This window comes from Streptomyces sp. NPDC127084, from assembly GCF_042724175.1.
GTDB lineage: Bacteria > Actinomycetota > Actinomycetes > Streptomycetales > Streptomycetaceae > Streptomyces.
On the sequence record NZ_JBHXFA010000004.1, the window covers coordinates 1 to 21,267 of the forward strand.

Genomic DNA, 21,267 nt, shown 5'->3' on the forward strand with positions numbered 1-21,267 from the left:
GGACGGCGCGCAGCGCCGTCCCCCCCGCCCCAGCGGAAGCGCGGCCGGTATTGGCGAGCACCGTATCGGCATATCCGATCGAGATCCTGATCGTGATGCGCGAATGCAACAGAGACCTGCCCTTTCTCGCCGCACCGCGTGAAACGACAGCGCGTCCGCGCCCCGGGACGAGATCGCGGTGGGCCGACTCCGTCGGCGAATGACCACCACCCTCGCCGATAGACGGTGCGGCAACCGGACGTTCCGGGGCGCCGAAGCCGGGTGGCGGCGCCAGTCCGGGGTGGATTCCTGGGTGAGGCGTCGGCTCATGAGGTTGATCATGGCGACGTGGATTGGGTAATTCGTTCGCCCCGCACTCTGGAGCTGGCTAGAATCGCCCGTCTTGCCCGCCTCCCTCCGCGGAGAGCCGCCGTCCGGACGGAAACCGGCCGCGCATACCTCACAGCACGCAGTACCGCTGTAGACGCCACGTACCCTCGCCGCAGCCTCCGGAGGCAGTCCCGTGCCCGCGCACGATTCCGTCGATTCCGTCCTCGACCCTCTTTCCCGCGAGCAGGCCCATCTGGCCGCCTCCCGGACCGCACTCACCCGCATGCGGGAGGACGTCCAGTCACTCGACATCCGTGATGTCACCGCGAACTGGGTCAACGCCGCCGTCCTCGGAGCCCAGATCGAGGAGCGCATCAAGGCGCTCGCTGACCATGCCCACACCCCGCTGTTCTTCGGGCGGCTCGACTATCTGCACACCGCCCATGAGAGGCAGTCCCCGCTGGAGGCGGCTGAGACAACGCTGTACATCGGGCGCCGACATGTCCATGACGCCGAAGGCGACCCGATGGTGATCGACTGGCGTGCGCCGGTGTCCCAGCCGTTCTACCGGGCGTCGAAGAAGGACCCGCAGGGCGTCGCCCTGCGCCGCCGCTTCGGCTACACGGGCGGCGACCTCACGGCGTACGAGGACGAGCACCTCACCGACCCGGACGAAGGCGAGCGCACCAGCCGACTGCTCCAGCAGGAGATCGAGCGCCCGCGCGTCGGGCCCATGCGGGACATCGTGGCCACCATCCAGCCCGAGCAGGACGAGATCGTCCGGACGGGACTGTCGGGCACCGTGTGCGTCCAGGGCGGGCCCGGCACCGGGAAGACCGCCGTCGGACTGCACCGGGTGGCGTATCTGCTGTACGCGCACCGGGAGCGGCTCGCCCGCACCGGCACCCTCGTCATCGGGCCCAATCGCTCCTTCCTCCACTACATCGAGCAGGTCCTGCCCGCACTCGGCGAGCTTGAGGTCGAGCAGGCCACGGTCGAGGACCTCGTCGCGCATGTGGACGTGGGCGGCGAGGACGGTGCGGACGCCGCGATCGTCAAGGGCGACGCCCGGATGGCCGAGGTGCTGCGCAGGGCGGTCCGCTCCCATGTGGCGATGCCGTCGGAGGCCCTGATGGTGGTGCGCGGCTCGCGCCGCTGGCGTATCCCGGCCTATGAGGTGGAGGAGATCGTCCGGGAGCTGCTGGAGCGGGACATCCGCTACGGCGCCGCCCGCGACGCCCTTCCGCAGCGCATCGCGCACGCCGTGCTCGTACGGATGGAGCAGGCTGGCGAGGCGCCCGACGACCGGGTGCAGGACGCGGTGGCCCGCAGCGCGGCCGTGAAGGCGGTGGTCAAGCAGATCTGGCCCGCCGTCGACCCGGTGAAACTGCTGCTGCGGCTGCTCTCGGACCCGGACTTCCTCGCCGCGCACGCGGACGGTGTGCTGACTCCCGACGAGCAGAAGACCATCCTGTGGACGAAGCCGCCGCGCTCCGCCCGGAGCGCGAAGTGGTCCTTGGCCGACGCCGTGCTGATCGACGAGGCGACGGACCTGGTGGCGCGCACCCACTCGCTGGGGCATGTCGTCCTGGACGAGGCGCAGGACCTGTCCCCGATGCAGTACCGGGCGGTGGGGCGGCGCTGTACGACCGGTTCCGCGACGGTGCTCGGCGACCTGGCGCAGGGGACCACGCCTTGGGCCACCGGGAGTTGGGCCGAGGCGCTCGCGCATCTCGGCAAGCCGGAGGCGGCGGTGGAGGAGCTGACGGCGGGCTTCCGTGTGCCGCGCGAGGTGATCGCGTACGCCTCGCGGCTGCTGCCGCACATGTCCCCGGGGCTGGCCGAGGTCCGTTCGGTGCGGGAGTCGCCCGGGTCCCTGGAGATCCGGGAGTCGGCGGGTACGGCGGATGTGGTGGCCGCGTGCGCGGCGGCGCTGCGCCATGAGGGCTCGATCGGGCTGATCGCCGCCGACGCGCGCCTGCCGGAGTTGGCGACGGCGCTCGCGGACGCCGGGATGCCGTATCTGTCGCCGGGCGAGGAGACGACGGCCGACGCACGGCTGACGCTGGTGCCGGCGTCGCTCGCGAAGGGCTTGGAGTACGACTACGTCGTGCTGGACGAGCCCGCGGCGATCGTGGACGGCGAACCCGATGAACGCACCGGGCTGCGCCGCCTCTATGTGGCGCTGACGCGTGCGGTGTCGGGGCTTGTGGTGCTGCACGCGGCTCCGCTTCCGGTACAGCTCGCGGGCTGAGACTGCGGCGGGCTGAGACGGCGGCGGGGTGAGGCGGCGGCGGGCTGAGGCGGCGGCGGGGTGAGGCGGCGGCGGGGTGAGGCGGCGGGGTGAGGCGTGGAGAGCGCGCGTCCGCTGACCGTTCGGGTAGTCCGGGCACGAGGCCGGGACCGCCGGCGTGGCCGCGGTCAGCCGTCCAGCGCCTCGCGCCAGGCCTGGACGGCCGACCGGTCCACCGGCGCGGCCCAGCCACCCGGCCGGGCCGCGCTGCCGATGTGGAAGGCGTCGAGGCCCCCGGTGCGCAGCGCGGGGAGGTGTTCGAGGCGCAGGCCGCCGCCCACCATGATCCGCGCCTGGTAGCCCGGCCGGCCCTGCCGGGCGGCCTCCGCGAGGAGCACCGGCAGCCCCTCGTCCACGCCCGCCGGGGAGCCCGCGGTGAGGAACGTGTCGAGTCCCGGGAGCTCCGCGAGGTGCTTGCGCGAGGCGTCACGGTCCACCGCGCCGTCGATCGCGCGGTGGAACGTCCACCGGCAGCCCTCGATCTCGGCGACGAGCCGTTCGATGGTCACCAGATCGGGATTGCCCCGGGTGTCCAGGAAGCCCAGTACGAATTCGTCGGCACCCGCGGTCCGCAGCCCCCGCGCCGCGCGGACCAGTGCCTCCACGTCCTGGGCGTCACCGGCCGTCAGCAGTCCGCTGAGCCGCAGCATCACCCGCACCGGGATGTCCACCGCCGCGCGCACCGACGCGAAGGTGCCGCGGCTGGGTGTGATCCCGTCGGCCGCCATGTCGGCGACCAGCTCGATACGGTCCGCCCCGGCGGCCTCCGCCGCCACCGCGTCCAGAGCGTCGAGGGCGATCACTTCCAGGAGGGCGCGGTTGCCCATGCGTATCCCCGTATCCCTGTGTCCCCGTCTATGAGAAACCACCTGCGGACTTGCCGGGGTCGCCGCGTTCGGGGGGTTCGGCGGGCCTGGCGGCATCGGCGGTCTCGGCGGGCTGTGCCGCCGGTTCGGCGGTGGGTGCGGCATGGCTGCTGTACGACTTCATGTTGTACGGCAGCAGGTTCGCGCCGTCCGTGGGGAAGGAGTCGTCGTCCGGCTCCCTGGCTTCCTCGATGTGCGTCGGGTGATCCGGGCGGATCGGCTGTTCCTCGGGGAGGGGCGCCTTCTGCTGGGCCCGGCGCCGCCCCTCGTACCACATGGCACCCGCGAGCAGCGCGATCAGGATGAGTCCGATGATGAAGGGGCCGATCCCGGCCAGCTGCGAGGCGGCTGCCAGATCGGTGGTCGTCATGGAGTTCATGGTCTGCCTCCGGCCTTCGCGTCGGCGCAACGGCAACAGCAGTAATGGCAGCAGCATCGCCTAGCCGCCCGATGTGCCCATTATCGTCTGATATGGCTGGAGTGGGCGAGAAGGGCGGAGCGGAAGGCGCCGCGGGAGGTGGGGGGAGGGGCCGTGAGAATGGGGGCATGGCCGACCTCCAGGATCTCCGCGCCCGCTGGTGCCGCGCTCTGCTCGCTGTCGTTAAGGACGCTTGTCTCCCCGATCCGCACCCCTATGCCGACAATCTCCTCCGCCGCTGGTCAGAGCCCCAGCGGCGGTACCACAACGTCGAGCATCTGGCGGCCGTGCTCGGCCATGTCGACACACTCGCCGAATACGCGGAGAACGCCGATCTCGTACGCCTCGCCGCCTGGTTCCATGACGCCGTGTACGACCCAGAGCGCTCCATGAACGAGGAACGCAGCGCCCGGCTCGCCGAGAAGGCCCTGCCCGACGCCGGACTGGCACAGCGGGACACCGACGAGGTCGCCCGGCTGGTCCGCCTCACGGTCACCCACGCCGCTCAGGACGGCGACCGCGATGGCGCGGTCCTGTGCGACGCCGACCTCGCGATCCTGGCGTCAGCGCCGGATGCGTACGCCGCCTACGCCGCCGCCGTCCGCGAGGAGTACGGCTTCGTCCCGGACGAGGCCTTCCGCGCGGGCCGCGCGGATGTGCTGCGGCACCTGCTCGAACTGCCCCGCCTCTTCCGTACGCCCTACGGGGAACGCGAGTGGGAAGCGGCGGCCCGGCACAATCTGGCGACCGAGCTGGAGCTGCTGGGAGCGGGATGACACCGGCCGGAACAGCTCACCCGCCGTGGTCGCGGCCGTGCCCGCTGCCGTGCTTGCGCCGCCGCAGTCCCGCCTGTGTGAGGCGGCGTACCAGTTCCTTCGAGCCGATCTCCACCGCGCCCGCCCGCACCGCGTCGGTGTAGCGGTGCGCGGGAATGTCGTAGTGGTCGCGCTCGAAGGCGCGCGGCGGGCAGCCGATCGCCGCGGCGAAGGCGTGCAGCTCATCGAAGGACGCGTCGCTGACCAAGTGCGACCACATGCGCCCGTGCCCCGGCCAGTTCGGCGGGTCGATGTAGACCGTCACGGCAGTCGGCCGAGCGGGGCGACGGTGACGCCCGCCTTGCCGCACACCCAGTGAGGGTCGGGACCGAGCTCCGGTTCGACGTCCAGAGCGTGCGGATCGCCCGACGCGCAGACGGGGCACAGGGGCCACCGCCCGTACTGTTCCAGGAGCGACTCCTGGACGTCCTGGGCTATCAGCCCGGCGACGTACTCCGCTCCCTGCGGCCACTGCTCCACCCACCAGCGCCGGTGCGTGACCGCTTCCTCGACCAAGGAGACGACTTCGGCATGGGCGACATCGCGAGCCGCGAGGTCGGCGAGCACGAGGGCGCGCGCCGCGTGTAGCGCCTGCTCCAGCGGTTCGACGTCGTTCATGGCGCCATTCTCTCCCGGGTCTCAAAGCGGTTGACGGGCCGCTGGCGCCGAAAATATCTTTCAATGGTGACAGGTGATGTGAAGGAAATCTTCACCGACGCCCCGCCGCCTCCGGCGACGCCCTCGCCAGTCGTGCCGGTCGCACCCGCCGCGCTCGCGGCGAAGGTGCGTACGCTCGCCGCTTCCATGACCCGTTCCATGCGGGCCGTCGCAGAGGCCGTCGCCGGTGACCCGGCCGGCTGCGCGGCTCTCACGGTCACCGCACTCGCCGCACGTACCGGCACCAGCGAGGCCACCGTCGTCCGCACCGCCCGGCTCCTCGGCTATCCCGGATACCGCGATCTGCGGCTCGCTCTCGCCGGTATCGCCGCCCAGCAGCAGTCGGGCCGCGCCCCGGCCGTCACGGCGGACATCGCCGTGGACGATCCGCTCGCCGATGTCGTCGCCAAACTCGCGCACGACGAGCAGCAGACCCTCGCGGACACCGCGGCCGGGCTCGACACCGCCCAGCTCGCCGCGGCCGTCGGCGCGCTCGCCGGTGCACGTCGTGTCGATGTCTACGGTGTCGGAGCGTCCGGGCTGGTCGCTCAGGACCTCGCGCAGAAGCTGCTGCGGATCGGCCTGATCGCGCACGCCCACAGCGATCCGCACCTGGCTGTCACCAACGCCGTGCAGCTGCGCGGCGGCGATGTGGCCGTGGCGATCAGCCACTCCGGGTCGACCGGCGACATCATCGAGCCGTTGCGGGTGGCTTTCGACCACGGTGCCACGACCATCGCGATCACCTGCCGCCCCGACGGGCCGGTCGCGCAGTACGCGGACCACATCCTGACCACCTCCACGGCCCGGGAGAGCGAGCTGCGCCCGGCGGCGATGTCATCGCGCACAAGTCAGCTGCTCGTGGTCGACTGTCTGTTCATCGGTGTGGCTCAGCGCACCTACGAGACGGCGGCGCCCGCGCTGTCCGCCTCGTACGAGGCACTGGCGCACCGCCACGCGCACGCCAACGCGCCCCGCGACCGCTGACCTCACCTCCGGCACGGACTCCCGTCTGCCGAAGTCGAAGGAGCCGACCAGCCATGACTTCCCCGTATGACGCAGAGGACGCAGAAGGACTGGCGCACGACATCGAGCAGATCCGGGCACAGCTCGCCACGCTCACCACCGAGGCGTACCGCCCCGAGCTGGCCGAGATCGACCGGCTGCCCACGTTTGAGATCGCCCGGATCATGAATGGTGACGACCGGTCCGTTCCCAGCGCGGTGGCCGCCCAGCTTCCCGCCATCGTGGCCGCGATCGACGCCACGGCGGAGCGCATGGCCCGGGGCGGACGGCTGGTCTACGCGGGCGCGGGCACGGCAGGCCGGCTCGGTGTGCTGGACGCGAGCGAGTGCCCGCCGACCTTCAACACCGGCCCCGACGAGGTCATCGGCCTGATCGCGGGCGGCGCCGAGGCGCTGACGCACGCCGTCGAGGGCGCGGAGGACTCGGCGGAGCTGGCGGTGCGAGACCTGGCGGAGATCGGTCTCGGCGCTGATGACACGGTGGTCGGCATCTCGGCCTCCGGTCGCACCCCGTACGCCATGGGCGCGGTCGAGCACGCCCGTGCCGCCGGGGCGCTGACGATCGGTCTGTCCTGCAACTCCGGCAGCGCGCTCGCCGCAGCCGCCGAGCACGGTATCGAGGTCGTGGTGGGCCCCGAACTTCTCACCGGGTCCACGCGTTTGAAGGCGGGTACGGCACAGAAGCTCGTGCTCAACATGCTGTCGACCATCACCATGATCCGCCTGGGCAAGACCTACGGAAACCTGATGGTCGATGTCCGTGCCACCAACACCAAGCTGCGCGCACGCTCGCGCCGGATCATCTCACTGGCGACGGGCGCGCCGGACGCGGCCGTCGAGACGGCGCTGACGGCGGCGGACGGTGACGTGAAGACGGCGATCCTCATGCTCCTCGCGGACGTGGACGCTCCGACGGCCACGGCGCGTCTCGACAAGGCGAACGGCCATCTGCGGGCAGCCCTGCGGGACTGATACGAGGCGGGCTGCCGGAGCGGGTGCCTGGAGTAGGCGCAGCCGCGGTTGCCCGGAACGGGCGGTTACCTCAGCAGCCACCTCCTGGTCAGCTCCAACACCTGGGCGCGGTCGAGTGTGCCGTGGTCGGCGGCGATGAAGTGTTCGCCGATTCGGAGCGAGAAGGTGATCAGACAGCGCGCCTCCGCCTCGTACTCGTCCGGGCAGATGGACCGGTACAGCGAACGCATGTACTCCATACGGCGGTTGTCCACACGCCGCAGCCGCTCCGCCACCGCGTCGTCGCGCCGTGCCCAGTCGCGGATGGCGAGCTCGGCGGTGGCGGCGTACATGGGGTTCTCGGCGGTGCCCACGAGGGTGAACAGCCGGTCCAGCTTGGCCCTGGCGTCACCGCCGCCGCTCTCGATCCGCTCGATCACCATCTCGGTGACCTCGCGTTCCCAGGTGTCGAGTATTTCGCCGAGCAGCGCGGCGCGGTTGCGGAAGTAGCCGTAGAAGCCGCCCTTGCTGACGCCGAGCGACTGCGCGAGCAGCTCGATCCGGACGGCCTCCGGGCCACCTTCGGAGAGCGCCCGCAGTCCCTCCTCGATCCACTTGCCGCGAGGTGTGCGGGCCAGGGCCATGTGTGGTTCCCCTCACGTCGGACATCACTTATACGGTTCCGTATAGACGGTGCCGTACAAGCGGTCTAGGTTGGCTGTCTGTACGGCATCGTATAGATCGTATGGACAGGGACAGGGGCACACCCATGAGACTCCCCAAGACCGCGCACACCTCCCGCCCGTGGCGTATCCACGAGATCGCCGGGGACTTCCACGTCGAGGACGTCTGGGCGCTGCTGACACCCGGTGGTCCCGACGACCTCCACCACCTGGTGCGCCAGATCACCACCGGCCCGAACGACAAGACGACCATCCCCTCCCCTGTGTACCGCGCGCTGTTCGCGATCCGCTGGTGGCTGGGCAGGGTGCTCGGCTGGGACAAGGAGCGCGACGGCCTAGGGTCCCGGGTGCTGACGCTGCGCGACCGCTTGCCGGCCGACCTGCGCGAGGTGCCCCGGGGGCCTGACGCCGAGTCCGTACCGTTCACCTCCGTCTTCCAGCTGCACGACGAGTGGGTGTCGGAGATGGCCAACCGCACCGTGCACGGGGTGATGCACATCGGCTGGGTGCCGGACGAGACCCGGAAGGGCGGCTACCGGGGGCAGATGACCGTGCTGGTGAAGCCGAACGGGATCTTCGGCGCCGTGTACATGGTGTGCATCAAACCGTTCCGGTACGTGGGCGTCTATCCGGCGCTGATGCGGGCGATAGGACGGGAGTGGCAGGCGGGCGCCGCCGAACGGGTCGCCGGACGACGCGGATAGGCGGATAAAGGGTCCACTTCGCTGCGGCGAGGCTGCCAGACTCGCCGTATGAGACTCTTCGCCGGCCTGGTGCCGCCCGCGGAAGCCATCAGCGAACTCGGCCATGCCGTCGACCCTCTGCACGCCCTGCCCGGCTCCGATGGACTGCGCTGGACGGCGCGTCCGGGCTGGCACTTCACCCTGGCCTTCATGGGGGAGGTCGACGAGTCGCTGCTGCCCGATCTGAGAGAGCGGCTCCGCCGCGCCGCGCACCGCAGCGATGCGTTCCCGCTGCGGCTGCACGGGGGTGGTCACTTCGGCCGGCGGACTCTCTGGATCGGTGCGGCGGGCGACATCGACGGCATGCGCATGCTGGCCGAACGCGCGGACGCCGCGGCCCGGCGAGCGGGCGTGGCGATGGAGGAGCACCGCCGCTACCACGCCCATCTGACCATTGCCCGCGCACGTGCGGACGTGGATCTCGTGCCGTACGTGGACGAGCTGCGCGGTTTTGAAGGGGGGCTGTGGACCGTGTCCGAACTGCTGCTGATCCGGAGCAATCTGCCGGGCGGCGGTGACCCCGGCGCCCAGCCCCGTTACGAGGTCCTCGACAGCTGGCCGCTGGGCGCCGGCGGCTGAGCGGGGCGCTCCGATCGGGACCCGTGGGCCGACCACTCCGGCGCGCCGGTTACGCTCGAAGAGTGGACCCGAAGACCAGGAACCGGATCATGGCCGGTGTGCTCGTGCTGATGTTCGCGATCGTGGCGGTGGCAGCCGCGCTCGGCCGCTGACTGAGGCTGACGACCGAACGCGGCTGCCGGTTCCGGGTTCCGGGTACCGACCAGGGCTCCCGGCTCCCGCTACCGGCTTCCGGTGCCCATTACCCGCAACCCGCTACCAGGCGAAGGCTTCCGGCGAGGGCCCCGGCCCCGGGAAGATCCCGTCCAGCTCGCCCAGCAGATCCTCACTCAGCTCCAGCTCGACCGCCCGCAGCGCCGAGGCCACCTGCTCCACCGTGCGCGGCCCGACGATCGGCCCGGTCACGCCCGGACGGGTGAGCAGCCAGGCCAGAGCCACCTCGCCCGGCGCCAGCCCGTGCTTGTCCAGCAGGTCCTCGTACGCCTGCACCTTCTCCCGTACGGACGTGTCGGCGAGCGAAGCCGCGGAGCGCCCCTCGGAGCGGCGCCCGCCCGCGGCCTCCTTCTTGATCACACCACCGAGCAGCCCGCCGTGCAGCGGCGACCAGGGAATGACCCCGAGGCCGTACTCCCGGGCGGCGGGGACGATCTCCATCTCGGCCCGCCGCTCGGCGAGGTTGTACAGGCACTGCTCGCTGACCAGCCCGACCATGCCAAGCCGGGTGGCCGTCTCGTTGGCCTGGGCGATCTTCCACCCGGGGAAGTTGGACGAGCCCGCGTAGAGGATCTTGCCCTGCTTGATCAGTACGTCGATGGCCTGCCAGATCTCCTCGACCGGGGTGTCCCGGTCGACGTGGTGGAACTGGTACAGGTCGATGTAGTCCGTCTGGAGGCGCTTGAGGCTGGCATCCACGGCGCGCCGGATGTTGAGCGCCGAGAGCTTGTCGTGGTTGGGCCAGGCGGGGCCGTCCCCACCCATGTTGGCGTAGACCTTGGTGGCGAGTACGACCTTGTCCCGGCGGTCGCCGCCCTTGGCGAACCAGTTGCCGATGATCTTCTCGGTACGGCCCTTGTTCGCGCCCCAACCGTAGGCGTTGGCGGTGTCGAAGAAGTTGATGCCCGCGTCGAGCGCGGCATCCATGATCGTATGGCTGTCCGCCTCGTCGGTCTGCGGTCCGAAGTTCATCGTGCCGAGGACGAGTCGGCTGACCTTGAGTCCCGTGCGTCCGAGCTGCGTGTACTTCATGGGCCCAAGCCAACTGCGTGAGGTCCGCTCAGGGCAAGGGCGCTCGCCTGATCGCCGCTTCGAACCAGCCGTGTCTCACGCGCCTCCGAACCAGCTCGCGGCGTCGAGCCGGAACGAATCCGCCGCCACGACCGCCCGTAGAGCTTCCTCGAGCTGATCCAGTTGCCTTGCGCCAAGGTTTTCGGCCCACTCGGCGCGCAACTCGTCGAAGACCGCTGCCGACCTGCGCAGGGCGTCCGTGCCGTGCGCGGTGAGCCGGATGGTCTTGCGGCGGGCGTCAGCGGGGTCGTCGGCACGCTCGGCGTAGCGTGCGGCTTCTCGAAGCGCAATGCCCTGGAGGTCGTGCTCGGCATCGGGGCGTACACGATGTCCACGTACGCGAACCGTCTGACAGGTGCGGGGCTCGCGGGCTGACTCCGCGGCACGGGCCCCGCGACACGCCGACGAACAGCGACACGCCGGGGTTCCGTCGCAGCGTCAGGTCACACCAGCCGACGTGCTAGGCGTAGGCGCCAGCAGAGCGGGCTGGGTATTGCCGGGCATTTCCCCGGTGTTCCGGGCTTCGCGGGCCTCTGCCGGGGATGCGTGAGGCCGGCTGCGGCTTCCGGAGGCAACGCGTGCCCGTCGGTCCGGGGGCGGGGGCGCGGTTCGGGGGGCCGTCCAATGGGTGATTATCGGCCCGATCGCCACCCGAAAAGCCCATGGGGTAGCTCGAATGCGGCGTTCTCGAATGGTGCGTCCCCGGAATCCGGCTGACGGTGAAGGCAGTCGCTGCTGCGAATCGATGAGCTGATGATGTGTCGGCCGTCGCAGTCGCGGCGAAAGGAATGGATCCATGCGCTCTGCCCGCACCCTGTGGATTTCGGCCGCGGTCACCGCGGTCCTGTCGGTCACCGCTCCTGCCGCCTATGCCATCGCCGTCGCTGACGACCGTGGTGCCGCCGGCTCTGCTTCCAGCCGCGACGGCGACTACGGCGACGACTACGAGAAGGACGACTACTCCAAGTCCGACTACTCGAAGGACGACTACTCCAAGGACGACTCCTCCAAGGACGAGTACGGCAAGGGCAGCGAAGGAAAGTCCGACTACTCGAAGGACGACTACGGCAAGGACGACTACGGCAAGGACGACTACGGCAAGGACGACTACAGCAAGGACGACTACAGCAAGGACGACTACTCGAAGGACGACTACGACAAGGGTGGTCACGACAAGAAGGACTGGAGCCACAAGGAAGGCCACGGCAAGAAGGACTGGGACAAGGGCGGCCACGACAAGGGTGGTCACGACAAGGGTGGCTACGAGAAGGGCTCCAAGGGCGACAAGGGCTCCAAGGACGACTACTCGAAGGATGACTACAGCAAGGACGACTACAGCAAGGACGACTACGACAAGGGCGACAAGCCCGAGGGTGGCGTCAAGACCGGTGGTGGCGCTCTCGCTGGTGTCGTAGCCGAAGGCGACTGGGACAAGGGCGACCACGACAAGGGTGACCACGACAAGGGTGGCCACGACAAGAAGGACTGGGACAAGGGCGGCCACGACAAGGGTGGTCACGACAAGGGTGGTCACGACAAGGGTGGTCACGACAAGGGTGGTCACGACAAGGGTGACAAGGACGACTACAGCAAGGACGACTACAGCAAGGACGACTACAGCAAGGACGACTACGACAAGGGCGACAAGCCTGATGGTGGCGTCAAGGCTGGTGGTGGTGCCCTCAACGGCGTCGTGAACAGCGACGACTGGGAGAAGGGTGACAAGGACTGGGACAAGGGCGACAAGGGCGACCACGACAAGGGTGGTTCCGACAAGGGCGACAAGGGGGACAAGGGCAGCTACGACAACGGCGACAAGGGCGACAAGGGCAGCTACGACAACGGTGACAAGGGCGACAAGGGCAGCTACGACAACGGTGACAAGGGCAGCTACGACAACGGCGACAAGCCTGACGGTGGCGTCAAGACCGGTGGTGGTGGCCTCGCCTCGAACGGCAGTGCCCTGGCTGCCGGTTCGATCCTGATGCTCGGCGGTGTCGGCGCTGCTGTGTACAAGCTGCGTCGCCGCAACGCCTCCGGTGGTGCCCGCGCCTGATACGGCTATCCCTCCAGCCGTTTCGCCGCGTTGTCGCGGCCACCGTCCGGATTCCGGAGGGTGGCCGCGGCGCAGACGTTCCCTGCCCCTCCCCGCCAGGCCGGTTCACAGCGCAGAAAGGCAGACACATGACTTTCCGGCAGCCGTCCGATGAGCCGGCCCCGTCATTCATCGGGTCACTCACTTCTCTTCGGCAGGCCCTGCTGTGGCCCGCCGCCACCGTGGGTGCGGGCGCGCTCCTCGTCTACGGCTCCTTCGACGCGGCCACGCTTCAACTCCAGCCGTCCCCGACCGTGGTGGTGGTCACCCCCAGCCTCATCGGCCCCAACCCCCTCATGGCCAGCCCGCCCGCAGGCCCTGGCCCGGCGATGAAGCGTTCCGTCCCCCAGCGGATCACGATCCCCGCCATTTCCGTGAACGCGCCCTTCACCCCGTTGACGCTCGCGGCTTCGGGCCAGCTCAACGCCCCACCAGCCAACGACAAGAACCTCGTGGGCTGGTACAACGGCGGTGCCACACCAGGCGAACGCGGCACGGCTATCGTCGCGGGCCACTTCGACACGAAGACGGGCCCGGCGGTGTTCGTGAACCTCAAGGCGCTCAAGAAGGGCAGCAAGGTCGAGGTGACCCGCGCTGACGGCAAGATCGCCACGTTCAAGGTCGATTCGGTGGAGTCGTTCAGCAAGGCGAAGTTCCCCAGCGCCCGCGTCTACAACGACGCCCAGAGCGCCCAGCTGCGGCTGATCACCTGCGGGGGCCAGTACGACCGCAAGGCCAAGGACTACAAGGAGAACGTGGTGGTTTTCGCCCACCTCGAATCCTCGCGCAAGGCCTGAAGGCAGGTGGCAGCCGCAGCGGGCAGTCCGGGCGCCGGGACGCGGACGACGCGTCAGGAGTCAGTGGTGGGAAGCACCACGAGGGCGTAGTCGTCGGAGGAGGCCATGGCGGCGCCGACCGAGGTGACGTAGAGCCGGTCCTTGTGCCAGAACGGCCAAGCGCCCACGCCCATGTTGACGTTCACTTTCTCGGGATACTCGGCAACCGTGGTCATGGCGCCGTCGCCGGGTGCGAACTCCACCAGCTTCGGGCGCTCCGCACCCTTGGACGTCCATGCCAGCAGACGTTTGCCGCCGGTCTCCCGCAGCGGAATGTAGGTGATGGTGGGCGCGGACGGTGCCTTCCACAACTCCTTGCCGCTGTTCAGGTCGTAGGCGACCAGGGTGTACAGCGAGCCCTTGGGTGTGTCTCGTTCCGAGACGCCCATGAGCAGGATGTCCCCGAATCCGGCGACCTGACGCATCGGGCTGCCGAAGTCGTCCGAGAAGGAGTAGTACTTCCTGTCGAAGTCCTGCAAGGTGCCGCGCCGTTCACCGGTCTTCTCGTCCACCGCGAAGGTCCCCTTCGTTCCGCTGAGAACGAGAGGGGATGTGGTCAGGGCGCCCTCCGCCTCGCCATCGCCGAATCGCTTCGTCCAGACAGCCTTCCCGGTGGCCGGATCGACCAGTGACGCCTCGGTCCACAGCTTTCCCCCGGAGAACGCGTCTCCCTCACGGCAGAGCATGGTGCGGACGAGATTCCTGCCGCCGGTGTACTTGCCGGACTCGCAACTGCTCGGTATCGCCTTGCGGACATCCCAGGCGCGGCTGCCGTCAGCCACCTTCAGCGCGACCTGCTCCTGGTCGGTGGAGACGACCACGGTCCCGCCGGTACGGGACAGAGACAGTTTCCCACCGGTCTTGAACTCGTCCTTCACCTTGAACGCCCGGTGCCACAGCACCTTGCCGGTGTTGAGGTCGAACGCGGCCACATGGTCGCAATGCCCTCCGGGGCCGTTCGTCGACGCGCCGTACGCGACGACGCCGATCCCGCCATCGGAGACCGACGGGGCGACACATGCCCTATTTCCCGCGCCCGGTAGCGGTGTGGCCCACAGACTCTTGCCGGTGTCGAGGTCATACGCCTTCACACCACCGGACAGCGTCTGGACCACGGACTTCTCGGTGAACCAGGTGCCGTCCACCTCGGTCTCACCCAGTCCCCACCCGCCCTTCGCCGGCACGGTCCACAACGGCTCGGTGGCGGCGTTCGCCATCACATACCATGCACCGCCGCCGGCCCCACCGAGCAGGAGAAGCGCCAGCACCAGCAGCACGATCAGCCCGGTCCGCTTCTTCCGTGGCTGCGCCGGAGGTACGGGCGCCCCGGGGAACTGCTGCTGGTAGCCGTATCCCTGCGGTGGGATCGGAGGGGCCTGCCCGTGCTGGGGGTATCCGTATCCCTGCGGTGGGACCGGAGGGGCCTGCCCGCCCTGGGGGTAGCCGTATCCCTGCGGTGGGACCTGGCTGTGCTGCGGATGGCCGTACCCCTGTGAGGGAGGCTGCGGAGGTTGCTGCCCGTAGGGATTGTTCCCCGGCACGGCTCCGTTGTTGCTCATCGGATGTTGCTCCTGACGTACTGGGCCCAGGCGTTCTCGAATTCGCTCTCGTTCATCCCGACGGCAGTCCGCAACTGCGCGTCGAGGTTCTGGGGGTGCCTGTAGTGGTCTACGGCAAACGCGAAGAGTGCCTCCTCGCCGTCCTTCTCCGCGATGAAGCGCATGGCCAGATAGCTGAGGGCGTAGTTCGCACTCATCGACCCCACCTGCAGGTCCTGGCCCGGCAGTTCGCCGTCGAAGTTCTCGTCCGCCAGATCACGGCGCGCGCTCGCGATACCCCCGGCCGGGTCGGCCCGCATGGACATGTACTCGGCGAATCCCTCGACCACCCATCCACGGATGCTCGTTTCCTCGTTGCTGCCGTACGCGCCCGGGTCCTGCGGCTGGATCATGGCGTGCGCGATCTCGTGCCTGGAGATGTCCGCGACGCCCGCACGCCAATCGGCTCCGGTGAACCGGCTCGTAGAGGTGTCCATCTTGATGCGCGCGCCGCCGTACTGGAGCCGGTCCTTCTTCTCACCGGCCGCGGTGTTGAACGCGGGCATGGGCACGCTCTGACCGGCGTCGTTCCCCAAGTCATGCTTGCCGTTGTTGTACAGGTGCGCGTAGGTCTTGCGGTTCGGTTCGAGGACGAGGAGGTAGCCCTCCGGGGTGTTGGGTACCGCCCCCGCCTGGGAGCTCCACACCTTCATGTCCTTCTCGGCGCCGGCCTCGATGAACGGTGCGAAACGGCTCGCGTCAGCCGCGTACTTCTTGTCCGATATGACCAAGGTGCGCGTCTGGCGCTTGACGTACATGTCCTCGTACAGGTCCCAAGGCGCCGGGTAGTAGACCGAGTCGGCCCCCACGGCGCTCGCGTCCGGCGACCCGCCCACCTCGCTGATGCGCGGCTCGGCGGACTCGGATTCCTTTTCGACCGTCCACCGGTACCACTCGGAGACCGGCCGGACGTCGATACCCTCGATCTGGTGGACGAAGGCGACATCCAGTGTGATCCGCACGTCGGAGCCGTACTCGTCCGTGCCGTCGCCGGTCTGCTGGAGGACCATGTACTTGCTCTCGGTGAAGCTGAGCTTCCGCAGGTTCTTGAAGATCTTGCGCTGCTCGTCCTTCGCCTTACCGGTGAACGGCTTCAGGAACTCCTCTTCGTTCCCGCCCTTCAGGGCGCTCGTACGGCCGTTGAGCAGTGTGCTGATCTCAGCCGAACTCAGGATCTGCTGCTCTTCGCCGCCGCCGCCGTCGCTGCTGCCGGGCAGCGCGCCACCGCCGGTGGCCTCGTAGAGGAACAGCCCGAAGACCCCGACGACAGCCACCAGTCCCAGGACGAGGAGCCCTATGACGGCACGCTTCAGTCCTTTGCCCCCACGGGAGTTGTCAGGTGGTGGCGGCGGAGTGGGGTACCACTGCTGCTGATGGGGCGGTGGTGGCGGGTACCACTGCGGCTGCTGTGGCGGCGGCCCGGACTGGGCGGTGTTTCCCGGCCCCCCTGGCGGCGGTGAAAAGGACATGGCTACCTCTCGCGTGGTCTCAGATGAGGGACATGACCGGTCCCGGCCACGCGTGTTGAATGACGCGCGGCTCCCCCAGGGCTTCAACGGGCCGGTGTGCCAGCGCACTGAGCGGCACTCAAAGTGCCCGCCGCACCTTCCCCCTGCGTCTCGTAAGACTCTAAGACCTCGGTGGACAGAGCCACATCCAGCTCTATGGCACTTCTGTGGAGAAAGTGTGAGTTCCCTGTCCAGTCGCCCGGCGAAGGCGTCGAGCAGTGAGGATTTCCGCCCCTGAACGGCACGGGTCAGGGCGGCACCCGGACGTGGACGTGGTTGACGTCGACGTACCGGAGCGCCGCCCTGAGGGTGCCGGATGTCAGATGTTCGCGTACACGCGGGTCGCGAACTCCGCGATCTGCGCGTCTGTCAGGTTCTTCGCCAGATTCGCTTCCGTGATCATGCCGACGAGCTGGTGGCCATGCGCGACGTCGATCACCGGAAGGCGCTTGATCAGGTGCTGCTCCATCATCGTGAGCGCCTCGTCAGCGCCTGCGCCCGCGTCGATCCAGTGGAGTTCCCCAGCGAGGGAGCCCGCCTGGACGGTCGCGGGGTCGATGCCCTCGGCGCAGCACTGGATGACGATGTCGCGGTCGGTGATCAGGCCGGTGAGCCTGTTGTTGTCACCGCAGATGGGCAGACAGCCGACGTTCAGGTCGCGCATCATCCGCGACGCGTCGAGCAGGGACTGGTGCGCGCCGATGCACTGGACGCCGCTGGTCATGATGTCGCGTGCGGTGAGCTGGGTGTTCCGGGTCATGGTTCCCTTTCCGTGCCCTTCCGTGCCCTTCCGTGCCTCTGAAGCCGGTGAGCGGGTGAGCCGGTGAGCCTGTGAGCTGTGGTCAGGGCTGCGGGGGCCGGTCCTGGCCTGTCTGTCCCGGCTGGCCCATCTGCCCCGGCTGGTCGCCGAGCTGCTGCTTGAGCTTGTCCTGGGCGGTGTCGACATGCCTGCTGTACTTGCCCTGGGTCCGTTCGTCCGCCATGTCGCCGGCCTTGTCGATGCCCTGCGATGCGTGGTGCTCATGGCCCTTCAGCATCTGCTTGATCTTGTCCATCATGGACATGGACGACCTCCCTGGGGTCTTGGATGTGCCCCCGCCCTCCAGGGTCTCCCCCCGCCCAGCCGTCCGCACCTTCGCGACCCGTGCCGCAGTGACGAAAACCCGTTGCCGCGCCTGTCGGCCGTGCTGGAGGCTTCCGCCATGTCTTCCGGCAGCGACGTGGCCGCGCTCTTCTCACATGGCCGGCTCACCACCATCCCCCGCAGGCCCGCTCGCCGTGAGCAACTGCTCACGCATCTCGCCCGCACCCTCTTCGAGACGGACCGCGACTACACCGAGTCCGAGATCAACGACGCACTGCGCACGGTGCACGAAGACGCCGCCGCGCTGCGCCGCTATCTGGTCGTCGCCGGGCTGCTGGCCCGTACCAGGGACGGCAGCAGCTACCGCCGTGTCGCCGACGCTTCCCAGGACTCGGCGGCGGCCGAGTAGGGACCGCCGACATCCCACGCCTGGTGCATCGCGTCGGCGAAGGCGGCCGCCAGCTTGTGCTCGCCCGAAGGGCCCGGGTGGGTCCCGTCGTACGTGTCGGTGTGGATGTCGTACGCGGCTGGTGTGGAGGCCAGCAGCAGCGGGGCGGTGTCGGTGTCCAGGTCGGCCACGGTCTTGGCGAGCAGCTCGTTGAAACGCTCGCACTCGTCGGCGAACGGCGCGTCCGCCAGTGCCCGGACGTTGGGGATGACGGGCAGCAGTACGGCTCTGACATGCGGGTTCGCGCTGCGGGCAGCGGTGACGAACGCCTGGACGTTGTCCGCCGTCTGGTCGCTGTTCGTGTAGAAGCCGAGGTCTATCAGGCCCAGTGAGACCAGCAGCACATCCGCACGGGCCGTGCGCACCGCGTCCCCGATCAGCGGGGCCATGTGCAGCCATCCCTTGCCCCAGCCGGCCAGATGGCGGCGGGCGTGGGCGGGGAAGTCCGGGTCGGCGTAGTCCGTGGAAACGGCGGCGTCGGCCATGGCGTCGTACAGCTCGCAGCGCGGGCCGACGATCTTGTACGGGCCGCCGAACGACCGGTTGAGGTGCTGCCACATCCGATAGCGCCAGGTGTAGTCGCCGGCGCGGCCGATGGTCATGGAGTCACCGACGAACATGAAACGCATGGGCCCTATCATCGCCGACCCCCGCGGGGTGCGGTCCTGGCCGGTGACGTGACGATGGACACTTGGGTCATGCGTTCGTTGCGTAGGACTGTGATCACCGCCGCTGCCTTGCTGATGGTCGGCAGCGTCGCCATGCCCGCGGTTGCCGCCGCTGCCGACGGCGGGGAGGATTTCACGATCAAGGACCCCCGGATCACCGAGTCCAGCGGCCTCGCCGCGAGCCGCGCCCACCCGGGCGTCTACTGGACACACAACGACCAGGACGAGCCCCGGGTCTTCGCCGTCGACTCGAAGACCGGTGAGACCGTCGCCACCATCACCCTCAAGGGCGTCGGCAAGCCCCGCGACATGGAGGCGATCTCCGTCGGCCCGGACGGCGATGTCTACGTCGGCGACATCGGCGACAACCTGGGCGGAAGCTGGGACCACGTCTGGATCTACCGCTTCCCCGAGCCGCGTGAGCTGAAGGACGCCACCGTCCGCGCCACGCAGTACACCGTGCGGTACGCCGACGGGCCGCGCGACGCCGAGGCGCTGATGGTCCATCCGAAGACGGGACGGGTCTACATCGCCAGCAAGAGGGAGGGCGGGGGAGGGCTGTACGAGGGGCCCGAGCGGCTGGCGTCCAGCGGTACGAACGTCTTCCGCAGGATCGGCGAGGTGCCGTGGGTAACGGACGGCGCGTTCTCGCCGGATGGCGAGGAGTTGGTGCTGCGCTCCTACTTCAGCGCTCGCGGCTATGCCTGGACCGGTGGCCGGCTCGGCGCCGACCACGCGGTGAGCGCTCCGCTGCAAGGGCAGTCCGAGTCGGTGACGTACACGTCCGACGGCAGGGCGCTGATGTTCGGCACGGAGGGGGAGCAGAGCGATGTCGTCCGCCGGGAGCTTCCAGGCAAGGGCGGCGATGGCGACGGTGGGGCGGCCGGCTCGGCGCAGGGTTCCGCGAACGGCGGTGCCTCCGGTACGGGCGGCGCCGGTGACATGAGCGGGAAGCAAGTGGCCGTGCCGGCTGGTCTGCTGGTCGCGGTGGCGGTGGTGGTGTTCGCAGTGCGGGCCAGGCGGCGGGGCGGCCGGTAGGCGTGGAGCAGCCCCTCTGGAATTCGCCTTGGCGGCTGGGGGTGTTCACGCTCTGGGGGCGCGCGGATGCCGCACCGTGCCGACGCCCGTCGCCGTCGTGCCGCCGTTATATGACGCCTCGTCAGGCCGATGTCCCGTGGCGCCCGGTCGGAAGCGCGGAGAGACGTTCCGACCGGGCGGACTTCGGGCCCGCGCCATGGCTGCGACGTCCCTTCGGTGTCGGGCCGTCGCGCCGTCGGGTCATGGCGCGGTGTTGTGGTGTGCGGCACTAGCTCGGGTCAGGCCCAGTCAGGCGCGGTCAAGGCGGCCAGGCCCGCGGGTCAGGGCTCCGGGCACTCCTTCCACGCCAGCCGGTAGACGGTGTTGATCTCGCCGTCCGTCGAGTCCATCGTCATAAAGCTGACCTGCGACGGGTTGGATGTGCCGGCCCTCACCCGGAGTTCGGTGTTGATGTTGAAGTTGCGCTTCACACCGCAGGGTGCCCAGACGAGCTGTCCCCACTCGGTGGTGTCGGTGGCCTGCCAGTTGTCGTCGTACGGTCCGGCGAAGAGATGGTTCCTGGCCGCCGTGTCCGGCGAACCCTGGAAGTAGTACGAGGCCTTCTGGATCGCGCTGGCGCCGCGCTGGAGGCTGGCGTAGCCGCGATAGTCCGCGCTGGCGACGGCGTAGGTGAAGCCCGACGGGACGTGGACGATCAGGTTGAGCTGGCAGTTCTTGCGGAAGTCGGTGGGGTCGGCGTTGCCTCCGACCTTGGCCAGGTAGTCGCTGTAGGTCACGGTGAACGCGGTGTTGTCCGGGGAGACCGCGACCGCCGCGGTCCCCTCCTTGCAACCTGATCCGTTCACTGTGGCGATCTCGATGACGATCTTGTCCGGGGGCGCGACGATGGTGGAACTCGACGCGCTCGCGGTGCCGGCGTTGCCGGCGACGAGTGTGGAGGCGATTACCGCCGTGACGGCGGCGCCGGTGCGTAAGGCACGAGGCATGCTGAGCACTCCGATCGTGATGGTGGTCGGTGGCCTTTCAGTGGTGCACGTGGTGCGTGCGGTGTACGTGGTCCGGTTGCGAGGCACCCGGTGCACCCGGTGAACCGTGGGGGGTCCAGCCGATCCCCTGACGCGTGTGTCTCCCCGCGTCGGATCGCTGCCGATCGTAGGGAGGCTGCGCGGCGCCCGATAGGGCGGATATCAGCCGTACGCACACACGGCCTACACGCTACGTACACGTACCCGGCACTCCCGCCCACGCGTGGATGCGCCGGAACGCGGACGAGGGGCCCGCCGGGGTTGGCCGGCCCGCGGCGGGGGTGGCCCGGGCCGCGGCGCGCGTTCCAACCGCGTATCGCTTTAGTTGTGGCAGCCCGCCCGCA

General features: G+C 69.3%; 22 protein-coding genes and 1 pseudogene. 11 read left to right on the plus strand and 12 right to left on the minus strand.

The genetic code is table 11. From position 1 onward, the window contains the following. Nucleotides 1-502: 502 nt before the first annotated feature. Nucleotides 503-2,563 (plus strand): HelD family protein, encoded by a 2,061-nt coding sequence (locus ACFWI9_RS01880; RefSeq protein WP_387158306.1) that lies wholly within the window; start codon nucleotides 503-505, stop codon nucleotides 2,561-2,563. Nucleotides 2,564-2,730: 167 nt separating this feature from the next. Here ACFWI9_RS01880 and ACFWI9_RS01885 read toward each other — a convergent pair whose 3' ends face one another. Continuing rightward, nucleotides 2,731-3,429: a copper homeostasis protein CutC gene (locus ACFWI9_RS01885; RefSeq protein ID WP_387158308.1), complete on the minus strand. Its 699-nt coding sequence runs from the start codon at nucleotides 3,427-3,429 to the stop codon at nucleotides 2,731-2,733. A 28-nt stretch (nucleotides 3,430-3,457) separates the two neighbouring features. Continuing rightward, nucleotides 3,458-3,838 (minus strand): DUF6479 family protein, encoded by a 381-nt coding sequence (locus ACFWI9_RS01890; protein ID WP_387158309.1) that lies wholly within the window; start codon nucleotides 3,836-3,838, stop codon nucleotides 3,458-3,460. Nucleotides 3,839-4,014: 176 nt separating this feature from the next. Between ACFWI9_RS01890 and ACFWI9_RS01895 the strand changes: the two genes are divergently transcribed. After that, complete coding sequence (locus tag ACFWI9_RS01895) at nucleotides 4,015-4,662, plus strand: hypothetical protein (protein ID WP_387158311.1); 648 nt, start codon at nucleotides 4,015-4,017, stop codon at nucleotides 4,660-4,662. A gap of 16 nt (nucleotides 4,663-4,678) precedes the next feature. Here ACFWI9_RS01895 and ACFWI9_RS01900 read toward each other — a convergent pair whose 3' ends face one another. Together ACFWI9_RS01900 and ACFWI9_RS01905 are read right to left on the minus strand one after the other, a co-directional pair. Next, complete coding sequence (locus tag ACFWI9_RS01900; RefSeq protein ID WP_387158313.1) at nucleotides 4,679-4,966, minus strand: DUF4031 domain-containing protein; 288 nt, start codon at nucleotides 4,964-4,966, stop codon at nucleotides 4,679-4,681. Next, on the minus strand, nucleotides 4,963-5,319 hold the full coding sequence (locus ACFWI9_RS01905) for a hypothetical protein (RefSeq protein ID WP_387158315.1): 357 nt from the start codon (nucleotides 5,317-5,319) through the stop codon (nucleotides 4,963-4,965). Before ACFWI9_RS01905 ends, ACFWI9_RS01900 begins: the two co-directional genes overlap by 4 nt. A 78-nt stretch (nucleotides 5,320-5,397) precedes the next feature. Here ACFWI9_RS01905 and ACFWI9_RS01910 point away from each other — a divergent pair, with 78 nt between their 5' ends. Beyond that, on the plus strand, nucleotides 5,398-6,345 hold the full coding sequence (locus ACFWI9_RS01910; protein ID WP_387158317.1) for a MurR/RpiR family transcriptional regulator: 948 nt from the start codon (nucleotides 5,398-5,400) through the stop codon (nucleotides 6,343-6,345). Between the two features lie 53 nt (nucleotides 6,346-6,398). After that, nucleotides 6,399-7,355 (plus strand): N-acetylmuramic acid 6-phosphate etherase, encoded by a 957-nt coding sequence (gene murQ / locus ACFWI9_RS01915; protein ID WP_387158319.1) that lies wholly within the window; start codon nucleotides 6,399-6,401, stop codon nucleotides 7,353-7,355. Between the two features lie 65 nt (nucleotides 7,356-7,420). Here murQ and ACFWI9_RS01920 read toward each other — a convergent pair whose 3' ends face one another. Then, on the minus strand, nucleotides 7,421-7,978 hold the full coding sequence (locus tag ACFWI9_RS01920) for a TetR/AcrR family transcriptional regulator (RefSeq protein WP_387158321.1): 558 nt from the start codon (nucleotides 7,976-7,978) through the stop codon (nucleotides 7,421-7,423). Nucleotides 7,979-8,103: 125 nt separating this feature from the next. Between ACFWI9_RS01920 and ACFWI9_RS01925 the strand changes: the two genes are divergently transcribed. After that, complete coding sequence (locus ACFWI9_RS01925) at nucleotides 8,104-8,721, plus strand: DUF2867 domain-containing protein (protein ID WP_387158322.1); 618 nt, start codon at nucleotides 8,104-8,106, stop codon at nucleotides 8,719-8,721. Nucleotides 8,722-8,769: 48 nt separating this feature from the next. Beyond that, nucleotides 8,770-9,339, plus strand: a complete 570-nt coding sequence (gene thpR, locus ACFWI9_RS01930) for an RNA 2',3'-cyclic phosphodiesterase (RefSeq protein WP_387158324.1) — start codon at nucleotides 8,770-8,772, stop codon at nucleotides 9,337-9,339. Nucleotides 9,340-9,594: 255 nt separating this feature from the next. Here the strand turns inward: thpR and ACFWI9_RS01935 are convergent, their stop codons facing one another. After that, complete coding sequence (locus ACFWI9_RS01935) at nucleotides 9,595-10,584, minus strand: aldo/keto reductase (RefSeq protein ID WP_387158326.1); 990 nt, start codon at nucleotides 10,582-10,584, stop codon at nucleotides 9,595-9,597. Between the two features lie 321 nt (nucleotides 10,585-10,905). Between ACFWI9_RS01935 and ACFWI9_RS01940 the strand changes: the two are divergent. The 3 genes and pseudogenes from ACFWI9_RS01940 to ACFWI9_RS01950 form a co-directional block, all read left to right on the plus strand. Further along, nucleotides 10,906-10,998: pseudogene (locus ACFWI9_RS01940) on the plus strand (carboxymuconolactone decarboxylase family protein); the annotation flags it as partial. A 421-nt stretch (nucleotides 10,999-11,419) separates the two neighbouring features. Further along, nucleotides 11,420-12,679, plus strand: a complete 1,260-nt coding sequence (locus ACFWI9_RS01945) for a hypothetical protein (RefSeq protein WP_387158328.1) — start codon at nucleotides 11,420-11,422, stop codon at nucleotides 12,677-12,679. A gap of 128 nt (nucleotides 12,680-12,807) precedes the next feature. After that, entirely contained in the window at nucleotides 12,808-13,515 is a 708-nt protein-coding gene (locus tag ACFWI9_RS01950) for a class F sortase (protein ID WP_387158330.1), read from the plus strand. Between the two features lie 53 nt (nucleotides 13,516-13,568). Here ACFWI9_RS01950 and ACFWI9_RS01955 read toward each other — a convergent pair whose 3' ends face one another. The 4 genes from ACFWI9_RS01955 to ACFWI9_RS01970 form a co-directional block, all read right to left on the minus strand. Then, nucleotides 13,569-15,113 (minus strand): PQQ-binding-like beta-propeller repeat protein, encoded by a 1,545-nt coding sequence (locus ACFWI9_RS01955; protein WP_387158332.1) that lies wholly within the window; start codon nucleotides 15,111-15,113, stop codon nucleotides 13,569-13,571. Continuing rightward, nucleotides 15,110-16,426, minus strand: a complete 1,317-nt coding sequence (locus ACFWI9_RS01960; RefSeq protein ID WP_387158333.1) for a hypothetical protein — start codon at nucleotides 16,424-16,426, stop codon at nucleotides 15,110-15,112. Before ACFWI9_RS01960 ends, ACFWI9_RS01955 begins: the two co-directional genes overlap by 4 nt. 553 nt (nucleotides 16,427-16,979) lie before the next feature. Beyond that, entirely contained in the window at nucleotides 16,980-17,420 is a 441-nt protein-coding gene (locus ACFWI9_RS01965) for a CBS domain-containing protein (RefSeq protein WP_387158335.1), read from the minus strand. 82 nt (nucleotides 17,421-17,502) lie between these two features. Beyond that, nucleotides 17,503-17,724: an antitoxin gene (locus tag ACFWI9_RS01970; protein ID WP_387158336.1), complete on the minus strand. Its 222-nt coding sequence runs from the start codon at nucleotides 17,722-17,724 to the stop codon at nucleotides 17,503-17,505. A 138-nt stretch (nucleotides 17,725-17,862) separates the two neighbouring features. Here ACFWI9_RS01970 and ACFWI9_RS01975 point away from each other — a divergent pair, with 138 nt between their 5' ends. Then, on the plus strand, nucleotides 17,863-18,153 hold the full coding sequence (locus ACFWI9_RS01975) for a DUF2087 domain-containing protein (protein WP_387158338.1): 291 nt from the start codon (nucleotides 17,863-17,865) through the stop codon (nucleotides 18,151-18,153). Here the strand turns inward: ACFWI9_RS01975 and ACFWI9_RS01980 are convergent. After that, the gene (locus ACFWI9_RS01980) at nucleotides 18,105-18,821 is read right to left on the minus strand and encodes a GDSL-type esterase/lipase family protein (protein WP_387158339.1); all 717 of its coding nucleotides are present in this window, start codon (nucleotides 18,819-18,821) and stop codon (nucleotides 18,105-18,107) included. The genes ACFWI9_RS01975 and ACFWI9_RS01980 overlap by 49 nt on opposite strands. Nucleotides 18,822-18,890: 69 nt before the next feature. Here ACFWI9_RS01980 and ACFWI9_RS01985 point away from each other — a divergent pair, with 69 nt between their 5' ends. Further along, complete coding sequence (locus tag ACFWI9_RS01985; protein ID WP_387158341.1) at nucleotides 18,891-19,898, plus strand: WD40 repeat domain-containing protein; 1,008 nt, start codon at nucleotides 18,891-18,893, stop codon at nucleotides 19,896-19,898. A 320-nt stretch (nucleotides 19,899-20,218) separates the two neighbouring features. On the opposite strand, the gene ACFWI9_RS01990 is transcribed toward ACFWI9_RS01985, so the two are convergent. Next, complete coding sequence (locus ACFWI9_RS01990; protein ID WP_387158343.1) at nucleotides 20,219-20,884, minus strand: DUF4360 domain-containing protein; 666 nt, start codon at nucleotides 20,882-20,884, stop codon at nucleotides 20,219-20,221. Nucleotides 20,885-21,267: the final 383 nt, after the last annotated feature.

What these genes read in the sequence shown, in the direction of transcription:
- ACFWI9_RS01980 (WP_387158339.1), bottom strand. Translation starts at nt 18,821, where the DNA reads ATGCGTTTCATGTTCGTCGGTGACTCCATGACCATCGGCCGCGCCGGC.
- ACFWI9_RS01985 (WP_387158341.1), top strand. Translation starts at nt 18,891, where the DNA reads ATGCGTTCGTTGCGTAGGACTGTGATCACCGCCGCTGCCTTGCTGATG.
- ACFWI9_RS01990 (WP_387158343.1), bottom strand. Translation starts at nt 20,884, where the DNA reads ATGCCTCGTGCCTTACGCACCGGCGCCGCCGTCACGGCGGTAATCGCC.
- ACFWI9_RS01920 (WP_387158321.1), bottom strand. Translation starts at nt 7,978, where the DNA reads ATGGCCCTGGCCCGCACACCTCGCGGCAAGTGGATCGAGGAGGGACTG.
- ACFWI9_RS01945 (WP_387158328.1), top strand. Translation starts at nt 11,420, where the DNA reads ATGCGCTCTGCCCGCACCCTGTGGATTTCGGCCGCGGTCACCGCGGTC.
- ACFWI9_RS01890 (WP_387158309.1), bottom strand. Translation starts at nt 3,838, where the DNA reads ATGACGACCACCGATCTGGCAGCCGCCTCGCAGCTGGCCGGGATCGGC.
- ACFWI9_RS01975 (WP_387158338.1), top strand. Translation starts at nt 17,863, where the DNA reads ATGTCTTCCGGCAGCGACGTGGCCGCGCTCTTCTCACATGGCCGGCTC.
- ACFWI9_RS01965 (WP_387158335.1), bottom strand. Translation starts at nt 17,420, where the DNA reads ATGACCCGGAACACCCAGCTCACCGCACGCGACATCATGACCAGCGGC.
- ACFWI9_RS01950 (WP_387158330.1), top strand. Translation starts at nt 12,808, where the DNA reads ATGACTTTCCGGCAGCCGTCCGATGAGCCGGCCCCGTCATTCATCGGG.
- ACFWI9_RS01925 (WP_387158322.1), top strand. Translation starts at nt 8,104, where the DNA reads ATGAGACTCCCCAAGACCGCGCACACCTCCCGCCCGTGGCGTATCCAC.
- ACFWI9_RS01970 (WP_387158336.1), bottom strand. Translation starts at nt 17,724, where the DNA reads ATGTCCATGATGGACAAGATCAAGCAGATGCTGAAGGGCCATGAGCAC.
- ACFWI9_RS01885 (WP_387158308.1), bottom strand. Translation starts at nt 3,429, where the DNA reads ATGGGCAACCGCGCCCTCCTGGAAGTGATCGCCCTCGACGCTCTGGAC.
- murQ (WP_387158319.1), top strand. Translation starts at nt 6,399, where the DNA reads ATGACTTCCCCGTATGACGCAGAGGACGCAGAAGGACTGGCGCACGAC.
- thpR (WP_387158324.1), top strand. Translation starts at nt 8,770, where the DNA reads ATGAGACTCTTCGCCGGCCTGGTGCCGCCCGCGGAAGCCATCAGCGAA.
- ACFWI9_RS01935 (WP_387158326.1), bottom strand. Translation starts at nt 10,584, where the DNA reads ATGAAGTACACGCAGCTCGGACGCACGGGACTCAAGGTCAGCCGACTC.
- ACFWI9_RS01905 (WP_387158315.1), bottom strand. Translation starts at nt 5,319, where the DNA reads ATGAACGACGTCGAACCGCTGGAGCAGGCGCTACACGCGGCGCGCGCC.
- ACFWI9_RS01955 (WP_387158332.1), bottom strand. Translation starts at nt 15,113, where the DNA reads ATGAGCAACAACGGAGCCGTGCCGGGGAACAATCCCTACGGGCAGCAA.
- ACFWI9_RS01895 (WP_387158311.1), top strand. Translation starts at nt 4,015, where the DNA reads ATGGCCGACCTCCAGGATCTCCGCGCCCGCTGGTGCCGCGCTCTGCTC.